The 12,172-nt window shown below is 68.9% G+C and carries 10 protein-coding genes; 6 read left to right on the top strand and 4 right to left on the bottom strand.

Going from position 1 to position 12,172, the window contains the following annotated elements; all coding sequences use genetic code 11:
* Window positions 1–25 precede the first annotated feature (25 nt).
* From AC0T5L_RS17600 to cds1, 3 genes are all read left to right on the top strand, one after another.
* The gene (locus AC0T5L_RS17600) at window positions 26–556 is read left to right on the top strand and encodes a beta-class carbonic anhydrase (protein ID WP_476166580.1); all 531 of its coding nucleotides are present in this window, start codon (window positions 26–28) and stop codon (window positions 554–556) included.
* Between the two features lie 202 nt (window positions 557–758).
* Window positions 759–1,085 carry a tetratricopeptide repeat protein gene (locus AC0T5L_RS17595; protein WP_476166579.1) on the top strand — a complete coding sequence of 109 codons (327 nt, stop codon included), beginning with the start codon at window positions 759–761 and terminating at the stop codon, window positions 1,083–1,085.
* Window positions 1,086–1,259: 174 nt separating this feature from the next.
* Window positions 1,260–2,396 (top strand): L-cysteine desulfhydrase Cds1, encoded by a 1,137-nt coding sequence (cds1, locus tag AC0T5L_RS17590; protein ID WP_476166578.1) that lies wholly within the window; start codon window positions 1,260–1,262, stop codon window positions 2,394–2,396.
* Window positions 2,397–2,400: 4 nt separating this feature from the next.
* Here cds1 and AC0T5L_RS17585 read toward each other — a convergent pair whose 3' ends face one another.
* Window positions 2,401–4,506 (bottom strand): DNA gyrase/topoisomerase IV subunit B, encoded by a 2,106-nt coding sequence (locus AC0T5L_RS17585; RefSeq protein WP_476166577.1) that lies wholly within the window; start codon window positions 4,504–4,506, stop codon window positions 2,401–2,403.
* Window positions 4,507–4,879: 373 nt separating this feature from the next.
* Between AC0T5L_RS17585 and AC0T5L_RS17580 the strand changes: the two genes are divergently transcribed.
* Complete coding sequence (locus AC0T5L_RS17580; RefSeq protein ID WP_073703693.1) at window positions 4,880–5,098, top strand: DUF7455 domain-containing protein; 219 nt, start codon at window positions 4,880–4,882, stop codon at window positions 5,096–5,098.
* Window positions 5,099–5,150: 52 nt separating this feature from the next.
* On the opposite strand, the gene AC0T5L_RS17575 is transcribed toward AC0T5L_RS17580, so the two are convergent.
* Complete coding sequence (locus AC0T5L_RS17575) at window positions 5,151–5,798, bottom strand: GNAT family N-acetyltransferase (RefSeq protein WP_476166576.1); 648 nt, start codon at window positions 5,796–5,798, stop codon at window positions 5,151–5,153.
* Between the two features lie 142 nt (window positions 5,799–5,940).
* Between AC0T5L_RS17575 and yaaA the strand changes: the two genes are divergently transcribed.
* Window positions 5,941–6,687 carry a peroxide stress protein YaaA gene (gene yaaA, locus AC0T5L_RS17570; RefSeq protein ID WP_476166575.1) on the top strand — a complete coding sequence of 249 codons (747 nt, stop codon included), beginning with the start codon at window positions 5,941–5,943 and terminating at the stop codon, window positions 6,685–6,687.
* Between the two features lie 430 nt (window positions 6,688–7,117).
* Here yaaA and AC0T5L_RS17565 read toward each other — a convergent pair whose 3' ends face one another.
* Both AC0T5L_RS17565 and AC0T5L_RS17560 read right to left on the bottom strand, forming a co-directional pair.
* Window positions 7,118–8,794 carry an RNA polymerase sigma factor gene (locus tag AC0T5L_RS17565; protein WP_476166574.1) on the bottom strand — a complete coding sequence of 559 codons (1,677 nt, stop codon included), beginning with the start codon at window positions 8,792–8,794 and terminating at the stop codon, window positions 7,118–7,120.
* Between the two features lie 317 nt (window positions 8,795–9,111).
* A complete protein-coding gene (locus AC0T5L_RS17560; protein WP_476166573.1) occupies window positions 9,112–11,184 on the bottom strand; it encodes a SpoIIE family protein phosphatase in 2,073 nt (690 codons plus the stop codon).
* Window positions 11,185–11,755: 571 nt separating this feature from the next.
* Between AC0T5L_RS17560 and AC0T5L_RS17555 the strand changes: the two genes are divergently transcribed.
* Window positions 11,756–12,043, top strand: coding sequence for a hypothetical protein (locus tag AC0T5L_RS17555; protein ID WP_476166572.1), 288 nt, complete (start codon window positions 11,756–11,758; stop codon window positions 12,041–12,043).
* Window positions 12,044–12,172 lie beyond the last annotated feature (129 nt).

The raw sequence follows: 12,172 nt of genomic DNA, 5'->3' as shown, positions 1-12,172 counted from the left end.
CCACGGGACAAAGGAGCGATTTCACGTGAGTGACAACAACGGCGCCACATCCGCCACGGACGCCTTCAACGACCTCATCAAGGCCAACGAGGCCTATGCCGAGTCCTTCTCGCTGGGAGGGCTCCAGCCGGTGGCTGCCAGCGGTCTGGCCCTGGTCACCTGCATGGACTCAAGGATCGAGCCCCTGGACATGCTCGGGCTGAAGCCGGGGGACGCCAAGATCCTCCGTAACGCGGGCGCGCGGGTGACCGACGACACCCTGCGCACCCTGGTCCTGGCGGTGTACCTGCTCGGCGTGAACCGGGTGCTGGTCATGCCGCACACACGCTGCAAGATGGCCTCCGTGGAGAACGACGGCGTCGTCCACGACCTCATCGAGGACGAGTACGGAGTGGACACCCGCAGCCTGGAGTTCCACACCGACAACGACCAGCTGGGGGCTCTCCGGCACGACCTGGAGCGCATCCGCCACCATCCGCTGCTGCCCGAGGACCTGCCGGTGGCGGGCGCGGTCTACGACGTGGACACCGGACGGATCTCCCCCGTCGACTTCTGAGGGCCCGTTCCGGGAGCGTCCGCGTCGGCCGAAGGTGTGTCGCGGCGCACGTGTCCGGGGATCTCTTCAGTGGGTACGGAGGCCAGGAGCGGCCGCGCCAGGCCGCTCCGCGCTCCTTCGCCCCATACTTCCCACCAGGGAATGCGGCCGTCACCCCGGCCGTTGAGATCCGGGACGGCGCCGCGTCGTCGGAAGGAGCACCGTGGAAGAGAACACCTACGACACCTTCAACCGCGCCCGTATGTTCCTGGAGCTGGGCGACCCCATCTACGCCGCCCGGACCCTCGAACCGGTCCTCGAGCACGAGCCCGACAGCCGTTCCCTGCTCGAGCTGTTGGGCCGCGCCTACTTCCACTCCGCGCAGCTCAACAAGGCCGAACAGACCTTCCGCAGGATCATCGAGCTGGACCCGGTGGACAACTGGGCGCACATCGCGCTCGCCCGCACGCTGGAGCGCCAGAGCCGCCACGAGGAGGCGGCCACCTATCGGCGCATGTACTCGGTGATGTCCGGCGGTTCACTGGACTAGACGTACCGGTCCCAGCGGTCAGTACACCCCTCAGTGATCGGTACACCCAGGGCGTACCCCTTTGGCAACGCCCCTTCGGGGCTTCGCTTCGTCCGACGGGAGACGGCGGTCCGGGCGGGGCCGAGGCCACGGGCCCTGGCTCCTCCCGTGCCCGTGCGGGCTACCCTGCTGGACATGGCACCCTCACCAAACGAGCCGGACGACGCCACCCCCTGGGTGGACCGGTGTGACGACAGCGTCCGCTCCTGGGCGGACGAGGCGGTACGCCGGGTCGTGGCCGACGCCAACCGCTCGGCCGACACCCATCTGCACGTGTTCCCGCTGCCTCCGGAGTGGGGCATCGACCTCTACCTCAAGGACGAGTCGGTGCACCCCACCGGAAGCCTCAAGCACCGGCTGGCGCGCTCGCTGTTCCTGTACGGGCTGGCCAACGGATGGATCGGTGAGGGCACCACGGTCGTGGAGGCCAGCTCGGGCTCCACAGCTGTCTCTGAGGCCTATTTCGCCCAGCTGGTCGGGTTGGACTTCGTCACCGTCATCCCGCGCAGGACCAGCCCGGAGAAGATCGCCCTCATCGAGCGCTACGGCGGCAAGTGCCACTTCGTGGACGCTCCGCCCGAGATGTACGCCGAGGCCGAGCGGCTGGCCGCCGAGACGGGCGGCCACTACATGGACCAGTTCACCTACGCCGAGCGGGCCACCGACTGGCGCGGCAACAACAACATCGCCGAATCGATCTTCGAGCAGCTCAGCCTGGAACGCCACCCCTGCCCCGACTGGATCGTGGTGGGCGCGGGCACCGGTGGCACCTCCGCCACCATCGGCCGCTATCTGCGCTACCGGCGCCTGGGTACCCGCCTGGCGGTGGTGGATCCGGAGAACTCGGCGTTCTTCCCCGGCTGGGTGACCGGCGCGGCCGACTATTCCACGGGCATGCCCTCCCGTATCGAGGGGATCGGCCGCCCCCGCATGGAGCCGAGTTTCGTGCCCTCGGTGATCGACCTGATGATGCCCGTGCCCGACGCCGCGAGCATCGCCGCGATGCGGCACCTGCACGACCTCACCGGGCTGTGCGCCGGGGGCTCCACGGGCACCAACCTGTGGGGGGTGTGGCACCTGATCGCCAGGATGCTCCGTGAGGGCCGCAAGGGCAGCGTGGTCACCCTGATCTGCGACGGCGGCGAACGCTACCAGCACAGCTACTACAACGACGCCTGGGTGGCGGAGCGGGGGCTGGACCCCGCCCCCTACCGCTCGGCCGTCGACCGCTTCCTCGCCGAGGGGGTCTGGGCACCGCCGCGGACCCCCTGACCGCTCAGGTGTCGATGCGGGCCACGTCCAGTTCCTGGGCGCCCTGCTGGATGAAGCGGCGGCGCGGGGCCACCTCGTTACCCATCAGCAGGTTGAACACCGAGGCGGCCTCCTCGGCCTGTTCCACGCGGATCCGGCGCAGCGTGCGGTGGTTCGGGTCCATGGTGGTCTCGGCCAGCTGGTCGGCGTCCATCTCACCCAGGCCCTTGTACCGCTGCACCGGCTCCTTCCAGGAGATCTTGCGCTTCTCCAGGTCCAGCAGCGTGCGGGAGAGCTCGGCGTCGGAGTAGGTGTAGATGTAGCGGTCCTCGGGCTTGGCTCCGCGCTTACGCCGGACGTTGGTCAGCTCGATACGGTGCAGCGGCGGAACGGCCGCGTAGACCCGTCCGGCTTCCAGCATCGGGCGCATGTACCGGTAGATGAGCGTGAGCAGCAGGCAGCGGATGTGCGCACCGTCCACGTCGGCGTCGGCCATGAGGATGATCCGGCCGTAGCGGGCCGCGTCGATGTCGAAGGTCCGCCCCGACCCCGCGCCGACCACCTGAAGGATGGCCGCGCACTCGGCGTTCTTGAGCATGTCGGCGACCGAGGACTTCTGCACGTTGAGGATCTTGCCCCGGATCGGCAGCAGCGCCTGGAACTCGGAGTCGCGGGCCAGCTTGGCGGTGCCCAGGGCCGAGTCACCCTCGACGATGAACAGTTCGCTGTGCTCCAGGCCCTCGCTGCGGCAGTCCACCAGCTTGGCGGGGAGCGCCGAGCTCTCCAGGGCGTTCTTGCGCCGCTGGGTCTCGCGCTGCTGGCGCGCGGCCAGGCGGGCCTTGGCGGCACCGACGACCTTCTCCAGGACCATGCGGGCCTTGGTCTTGTCCGTCCTCTTGGTGGAGGCCAGGAACTCGCGCAGCTCCTTGCCGACCACCTGGGAGACGATCTTGGCCGCCGCGGAGGTGCCGAGGATCTCCTTGGTCTGGCCCTCGAACTGCGGCTCGGGCAGACGGACCGTGACGACCGCGGTGAGGCCCTCCTGGGTGTCGTCCTTGGTGACGGGGTCGTCGTTGTTCTTGAGCAGCTTGGTGGCGCGCAGCTGGTCGTTGACCACCCGCACCAGGGCGCGCTCGAAGCCGTTGATGTGGGTGCCGCCCTTGGGCGTGGCGATGACGTTGACGAAGCTGCGCACGGTGGTGTCGTAGCCGGTACCCCAGCGCAGGGCCACGTCCACGTCCAGACGGCGGTCGACATCGGCGGGCACCATGTGCCCCGCGTCGTCCAGGACGGGAACCGTCTCGGTGAAGTTACCGCTGCCCTGGATGCGCAACACGTCGCTGACCGGCTCGTCAGCGGCCAGGAAGGTGCAGAACTCGCTGATGCCGCCGTCGAAGCGGAACTCCTCCTCGTAGACGGGCTCGCCCTCCGCGCGCTCGTCGCGCACGGCGATGGTCAGCCCCGGCACGAGGAAGGCGGTCTGGCGGGCCCGGTCCAGGAGTGACTCTCGGGCGACCTCGGCTTCCTTGAGGAAGATCTGCCTGTCCGGCCAGAACCGGATACGGGTGCCGGTGGTCCTCTGAGCCACCTTGCGGCCCTGCTCCAAGCCCGAGACGGCGGTGAAATCGGCATCGGGGCCGGGGCCGGCGAATCGGCCGGGGATACCCCGGCGGAAGCTGATCGCGTGGGTGCGGCCCTGGCGGTCGACCTCCACGTCCACCCGGGCCGACAGGGCGTTGACCACCGAGGCGCCAACGCCGTGCAGACCGCCGGAGGCGGTGTAGGAACCTGAGCCGAACTTGCCGCCAGCGTGCAGCTTGGTCATGACCAGCTCCACACCGGACAGGCCGGACTTGGGTTCGGCGTCCACGGGGATACCGCGGCCGTCGTCACTCACCGACACCGATCCGTCGGTGTGCAGGGTGACGTCGATCCGTCCGCAGAAGCCGCCCAGGGCCTCGTCCACGGAGTTGTCGATGATCTCCCACATGCAGTGGGTGAGGCCGCGGCTGTCGGTGGACCCGATGTACATGCCCGGCCGTTTGCGCACCGCCTCAAGACCTTCGAGGACCGACAGGTGTCGGGCGGAGTAATCCTCGGGGTCGTGAACGGCTGCGGTCAAGGCGGTCACTCGGACATCTCCTGCGTATTGAGGGCCATCAGGGCGCTGATGCGGTGCGTGCCCTTTGTACCGCGCCGCACTGACGATAAGGGGCGGCGTGCCGGTCGCTTGCTACCGCCGGGGCCCGGCGGGAGGACGGGAGCCTGCCCCGCGCGAGACTACCACCTCTGGTGAATGCGCCCCGTATGCTCCGCTTATCCGGGAATGCAGCCCCTCCCAACGGGTACAACCAGGACGTGAAGCGACATCGATCTGGAAGGAGCTCTTCAGGGCATCAACCAGGCAGATTCCGCTGTCGGCGTACACGGGCCCTGGTTGGGAACGTCTTGGTCGGGTTAGATGTTGTCAGAGGTGACTAACGCCGAGTATTGAGGATGGCGAAGTGACTGGAACCCTTGCCCCCACCCAGCCGCTGACGGCTGCTGACCGTTGCGACCGCTGTGGTGCACAGGCTTATGTCCGGGTGCTGCTGAACTCCGGCGGTGAACTGCTGTTCTGCGCACACCACATGCGCAAGCACGATGACTCACTCCGAAAGATTGCCTCGGACATCCAGGACGAGACCGACAAGCTCCACGAGAGCAAGACGGACGAGCGTTAGCCACACGAACGGGCGAAGGCGGCGGTTCACCGAACCGCCGCCTTCGTGATGTTCAGCCCAGGACCCGGTTGTGATAGCCGGAGACCCTGGTGAACCCGGCCCGCTCGTACAGGCTCAGGGCCGGGGCGTTGTCGGCGACCACGCACAGGTAGGCCCGGCGCGCCCCCTCGTCGTACGACCACCGCAGCAGGTCGGCCAGGAGCCCGGCGGCCACGCCTCTGCCGCGTGCCCGGGGCTCGGTGAACATGGCGCATACGCCCACCGACCTCCCGTCCAGCACCGCGGCGCCCCTCCCGCCCGGGGCGGTGGCGTAGGCGGCGTCGACCTGGCCGAGGATGCGTGTGGCCTCCAGGCCCGACCAGGCCGCCGCGGGCTCGGTCGAGACCGAGGACGTACCGGGGGCCTCGGGAGGTCCACCGAGGTCGCGGGCCAGGACCAGCGTGGGCTCCACCACCGCGTATCCGTGCCCGGCCAGGCGCCTGTCGACCTCCTCCTCCCCCGGCCACACCTGTACGCAGGGCCGCACTCCGCGCCCGGTGTAGTAGGAGGTGACCTCGGACACGTCCGCGTCGGGATCCAGCACCAGCGCGCAGTTGGCCCGCTTGGTGATCCCCTCGGCGAAACCGAACCGCCAGCCACCGCTCTCCTCGACCTCGAAGGGCGGCCAGTCCCGCGTCACCCTCCGCGCCCACTCATGCATGTCCGCTCCTTTCATCCGAAGCGGCCGATGCTATCCAGGGGCCTTCCGGGTGGCCGCGCGCGACCGCCCCGGCCGTGCTCCGCGGAACACGCTCTAGCATGGGCGGGCACCCGCAACCCGCGTTCACCTGGGAGCCCGCACCATGATCGTCCTGCTGCCGCCGTCCGAGGGCAAGGCCACCTCCGGGGAGGGGCCGCGCCTGGACCCGGACGCGCTGACCCTCCCGGAGCTGTCAGGGGCACGGAGGAGAGTGATGGCGGAGCTGACGGAGCTGTGCGAGGGGCCAGCGGACACCGCCCTGGGCACCCTGGGCATCGGCCCCGGCCAGGCCGACGCGCTCAAGCGCAACCTGGACCTGTCCACCGCGCCGACGCTGCGCGCCGCCGACCTCTACACGGGCGTGCTCTACGACCGGCTCGGTCTGCCCGACATCCCGGACGCGGCCGGAAGGGTCCTCATCTTCTCCGGCCTGTGGGGCGTGGTCGGCCCCGCCGACCGGATTCCCCCGTACCGCCTGTCCATGGGCGTGAAACTGCCGGCCCTGGGCGGCTTGGGCGCCTACTGGCGCCGCGCGCTGTCCGCGCCCCTGGGCGAGCTGACCGGAGACCAGCTCCTGGTCGACTGCCGTTCGGCGGTCTACGCCGCCGCGTTCGCCCCCAAGAACGGCATCGCCGTCAAGGTGCTGCGCGAGCGCGTCGTGGACGGGACCACCAAGCGATCGGTGGTCAGCCACATGGCCAAGGCCACCCGTGGCGGCATCGCCCGCTCCCTGCTCCTGGAGGGCGTGGACGCCGCCACCCCTGACGAACTGGCGACCGCCCTGCGCGACCTGGGGCACACCGTGGAACTGCCCGGCCCGCGTGTGCTGAACGTCATCGTCCGCGACTGACGCACGTTCCGGGAACCCGGAGAAGAACCACGGTGCCCCCGAGCAGGCGGACACAGGCCAGCCGACGCACCACGGGGAGCGGCTGCCTACCACTCCCGGTCACATAACGACTCGGTATCGCAACTTTATGCCGCACCTACAGCGCGTACGGCAGCATGGACAACGTCGGATGGATGACACGGCGTTGTCGGAGCACAGCGGGCTCCGCGACGCGGTAGATGCCCTGGAGCACCACGGGGGATGCTCCGGACACACGCGGGAGTCGCCACACCCGCGCGAACCATGAGGACGCCGAAACCCGGTGTGCCGTCCCGCTCAGTGAGCGGGACGGCACACCGGGCACGGTTCCCGGTCCTCGTCAGCCTCCGGCCCGTCCGGCTCCCGGGGCCGTCAGCCATGGGAGCGGTGGGTCGGCCACCACCTGGAAGGACTAGTCCAGGTAGTCGCGGAGTACCTGCGAACGCGACGGGTGACGGAGCTTGGACATCGTCTTGCTCTCGATCTGCCTGATGCGTTCCCGGGTGACCCCGTAGACCTTGCCGATCTCGTCTAAAGTCTTCGGCTGGCCGTCTGTGAGCCCGAAGCGCATGGACACCACGCCCGCCTCACGCTCGGACAGCGTGTCCAGCACCGAGTGCAGCTGCTCCTGGAGCAGCGTGAAGCTGACCGCCTCGCCCGGCTGGATGGCCTCGGAGTCCTCGATCAGGTCACCGAACTCGCTGTCGCCGTCCTCGCCCAGCGGGGTGTGCAGGGAGATCGGCTCGCGCCCGTACTTCTGGACCTCGACGACCTTCTCGGGGGTCATGTCGAGTTCCTTGGCCAGCTCCTCCGGGGCGGGCTCGCGGCCCAGGTCCTGGAGCATCTGGCGCTGCACACGGGCCAGCTTGTTGATGACCTCGACCATGTGCACCGGGATACGGATGGTGCGTGCCTGGTCGGCCATGGCGCGGGTGATCGCCTGGCGAATCCACCACGTCGCGTAGGTCGAGAACTTGAAGCCCTTGGTGTAGTCGAACTTCTCCACCGCGCGGATCAGACCGAGGTTGCCCTCCTGGATCAGGTCCAGGAACAGCATGCCGCGGCCGGTGTAGCGCTTGGCCAGCGACACCACCAGACGGAGGTTGGCCTCCAGCAGGTGCTTCTTGGCGCGGCCGCCGTCCTCGGCGATCCACTCCAGCTCGTCGCGCAGCTCGAAGGTGAGGACGTCGCTCTCCTCGGAGAGCTTCTCCTCGGCGAAGAGGCCGGCCTCGATGCGCTTGGCCAGCTCGACCTCCTGCTCGGCGTTGAGCAGCGGGACCTTGCCGATCTGCTTGAGGTAGTCCTTGACCGGGTCCGCCGTCGCACCGGCCGCGATGACCTGCGCCGCCGGGGCATCGTCGTCATCGTCGTAGAGGACGAACGACTCGTCCTCGTTGGCGGGCTTGGCGGGGGCGCCCACGACCTCGGGCTTGACGGGCTTGGCGTCCTTGTCGGCCGAGTCCGAGGTGTCCTCGACCAACTCCAGCTCGGCGCCGGTGTGCTCGAGGTCGTCCAGGCCGTCCTCGTCCTCCGTGTACTCGCCGTCCGCTGCGAGTTCGAGGTCCTTCTTGGCCGTCGTCTTCTTGGTGCCGGCGGCCTTGGCGGTGGTCTTCTTGGCCGCGGCCTTCTTGGGCGCGGCCTTCTTGGCCGCGGTGGTCTTCTTGGCCGCGGCCTTCTTGGGTGCCTTCGCGGCGGTGCCCTCGGCCTCCTCGACGGCTTCGGCGACGGAGTCGACCACCGCGGTGACCGTCTCGGGCTGCTCCTTGGCCGCCGCGGCGCGCGCGGGCTTGGCGGCACTGCTGGTCGTCGCGGCCTTGGTCGAGGTGGACCGCGTGGTCGCTGACTTGCGCCGCGGCGCCTTGCGCCGGGAGGAGGCCGACTCGGGGACGAGTACGGTCACGCCTTCCTTCGCGAGGCTGCGAAGCACGGACTGCGCCTGCGACATCGGGATTTCGGCCTCTTCGAAGGCACGGCGCACGTCCTCGGGCTCAAGAAAGCCCTGGGACCGCCCACGCTCGATCAGCTGCTGAATGACGGGCTCTTGCAGTGACTCGGACTGCTTCGAGCGAGTCGAACTGGCAGATGACACAAACACCTCTCGAACGGACGTGTGGCGAGATTGTCGGACTCGGTGGTCCGCCTGGCCGGGACCGGGCACCGCGCCCTCTCCCGCCTGCGGCCTGGGATCGTCCCCACTGGGGCGGGGAAGCCGTTGGTCTTTCAAGCGTATGCGCTCCCCAGGGGTCAGCCCTTTCAAGCGTATGCGCTCCAGGAGGTCATCCCCGCAGAGGATCACCCCCGCGTCGCGGGGCGGAACGGCTTCTTCACTGTAGGCAAGGCAATGGACTTGTTCGTACGGTCTGTTTTCGGTTCACCGCCGGTCCACCGCTCCGCCGCGAACCGGTGCTACCGCTCCGACACGGAATCGATCACCGGAAGCTGCACTGCGAGCAGAGTGACGTCATCGTCCTGCTCATACCCATCGAGCATGCTCTCAACAAGGTACTCCAGCATCTGCTGTGGATCGCCCACCACCTCCGGAGGGGCCGACGACGCCACATCGACGAGCTCGTCGAGTCCGGAGTCGACGGGCCGTTTACGGTTCTCAACCAGTCCATCGGAGTACAGGACGACGGTGTTACCGGGTTGCACGAAGAATTTGTGGTGACCCCGCGGGGAGCTGACCCCCAGTGGTGTGTCGGGATCGGTGTCGAGCAGGGACGGGCCGGCGCTGCCCGCCACGACCAGCGGCGGAAGGTGCCCCGCGTTGCTGAGGTCAAGCTGACCGGTGACCGGATCCAGCACGAAATAGACCAGGGTGGTCACTTGGTCCATACCCTCTGTCGCCGAGAACATGCGGTCCAGCCCGGTGAGGACGTCGGCGGGTTCGGGCATGGAGAACGCCAGGGCGCGCAGCGCGTTGCGGATGCGGCTCATCCCCGCCGCGGCCGGGATGCCCTTGCCCATGACGTCGCCCAGGACCCCGGCGACGCGGCCGTCGGGCAGCGGGAAGGCGTCGTACCAGTCGCCACCGACCTGCACGTTCTGTGAGCCGGACCGGTAGTAGGCGGCCAGGCGCACACCGCGCACCTCCGGCAGCTCCTCGGGCAGCAGGCTGCGCTGGAGTTCCTCGGCGGTGCTGTGCTCCTGCTCGTAGAGGGTGGCGCGGCCGATGGCCAGCGCGCACTGCCCGGCCAGGGCCTCCAGGAACACGCGTTCCTCGTCGGTGACCGTACGGGGTGACGAGAAGGCGAAGCGCAGCGCGCCGATGGGGTGGCCCGCGGCCATCATCGGTAGTGCGACCCAAGCCCTCTCCGGCGTGGACCGGACGAGTTCGTCGACCTCGGGGGCCTCGTCGAGCAGCTCGGACAGTTCGGCCGTGTTGGCGGCCAGGCGGGGCAGCCGATCGGCTATCGCCCTGGCGGCGATGTCCGGGTGGTCGGTCGGGAAGGCGGTCCTGGGCAGCCGGTGGGCGTGCGCGGCGGCGATGGTACGCAGCCGGAGGCGGCCGCGGTCCAGCAGGACCACGCACGTGTGGTCGGCTCCCACCCCCGAGCGGCCGATCTCGGACATGGCGTTGACGACCTCGTCGGCGGTGAGCGCCTCGGCCAGGTCGGAGGTGGCCTTCTGTAGACGGGCGGTACGCATGGCCGCCTCGCTGAGCTGCTGGTTCAGGCGCTGACGGAGTTCGTCGGCCTCGCGCTCGTTGGTGACGTCGACGAGGGTGCCGACCCATTCGACGACTCGGGAGCCGTCCATGATCGGGCGGGCGCGGGCCCGGTAGTGGCCGTAACCTCCCGAGCGGGTGCGCACGCGGAACATGGCGTCGAAGGGGGTGACGTCGAGGACTGCGTCGTCCCAGGCGCGCTCCACGCGGGGACGGTCGTCGGTGTGCAGGACCTCCAGCCAGCCCCGGCCCAGGAAGTGGTCCAGGTCCTGACCGGTGACGGCCCGCCACTGGGGGCAGTCCTCTTGGAAGCCGCCGTCGGGCCCGGCGGTCCAGACGATCTGGTTGCCCACTTGCAGCAGGGCGTGCAGCCGCTGCTCGTCGCGGTGGGCGGCGCCGACGCGTTCGGCGCCTCGGCCGACGTCGTGGACCGCGATGAGGGCGACGTGGGAGTCGCCGGTGTCCGGTTCGGTGACGGGAAACCAGGTGAGGTCCCACAGCTGACCGGCGGAGGTGCGGTGGCGGTGGTGCACGGCGTGCCCGTCCTCGCGCACGCTGGCCAGGCAGGCGCGGTGGCTGGCGGCCGCGGCCCGTTCACCGCTCTCCTCCAGCAGGTCGCCTGGGGCCCTGCCCAGGCACTCGGCCGGGGTGCGGCCCAGGACCGCGGCCATCCGCTGGTTGATCGTGCCGAAGGCGTCATCGGTGTCGAGTAGTGCGAATCCGACTGGAGAGTCGGTGAGAAGGGATTTCACCGCGTCGGGGAGTTGCGCCCCGCTGATCCGGGGCGGCGGAATGGACGTCTCGGCGCTCAACTGCTCGACACCTCCGGAACCGTCGATTCCCCATCCGTGTTTCGTTGGGGCTGCTGCCTGGGCCGCGCGACCCCTGTCGACCACGCGGTCCGTCCACGGCGTGAAAGCCGGAAAGCAAGCGGCGCCGAAGGTGGTCGGGGGCTCCGCGGCTCTCGGGAGTCACGCTCGATGACTCCTCTCGGCCGCTGTCACCGCTCAAGCATAAGACACACCCGTCCGCGCGCAACGGCCGTCGTGCCGGGTACCGTCCGCAGACGCGGAAGGTAAATAGTAGGCCACCGGACGATCACACCACAGCAGACCGGTGGTTTCTCCGGCGTGTTTTCGGTTAATTCCCGGTGATGGAGGCCCGTGACGGGTTTGCGCCCCACCCTTCGCAACACTAACGTTATACGTCCGAAACGCCCTTTTCGCCTCGTTGACCTGCGGTGATGAAGGTGTTCAAGTAAACGGTGCTTCCCGCAGGTTTTATCAACAGCGTGCCGGAAGAGGGGTTGACTCTCTGTCCAGAACAAGTGGAATGGGTGGAGGTCACCGTCCAGGCCATCTTCAGCTAGGGGTGTGAGCGAGAATGCTCCAGACCTTCCCGGTCCAGGATCTCAGGCAGATATCAGCGCGGCTCCATGACGAGTTCAGCGCCTTGTCCCATCGCTGCGTCGAGCGCTGCGTCAGCGATACCTGGAACTGTGTCGAACACCTGGGCATCACGGTCACACCACACCTGGTCGAGCGGGTCGCCCGCGAGCACCTGGAGGCGATGGTGAACTCCGTGCCGCCCTCACAAACCGTCAGGAAGGCATCGCGAAGGTCGGGAACATCCCTGTTCGCCGGCCACCGAACCGTTCCCGGACCGCGCTGAGCCCCACAGCAGCCAGCGGACGTGGCCACCCGGACCGCGCCCGAGTGTGTCAGCCGACACGGAGCCGTCCCGGGTCCCTCCGAACGCGAGTCCCGTGCCCGGGGCTGGCATACGCTCGGATGGTGCCCT

The organism is Nocardiopsis sp. TRM 82005 (assembly GCF_056312425.1).
Note: the sequence above shows the minus strand (reverse complement) of the source record. Positions and strands in the feature narration are given on the sequence as shown.

Bases quoted from the DNA above. Each gene is read 5' to 3' on its own strand.
- cds1 (WP_476166578.1), top strand. From the start codon at position 1,260: ATGGCACCCTCACCAAACGAGCCGGACGACGCCACCCCCTGGGTGGAC.
- AC0T5L_RS17575 (WP_476166576.1), bottom strand. From the start codon at position 5,798: ATGCATGAGTGGGCGCGGAGGGTGACGCGGGACTGGCCGCCCTTCGAG.
- yaaA (WP_476166575.1), top strand. From the start codon at position 5,941: ATGATCGTCCTGCTGCCGCCGTCCGAGGGCAAGGCCACCTCCGGGGAG.
- AC0T5L_RS17555 (WP_476166572.1), top strand. From the start codon at position 11,756: ATGCTCCAGACCTTCCCGGTCCAGGATCTCAGGCAGATATCAGCGCGG.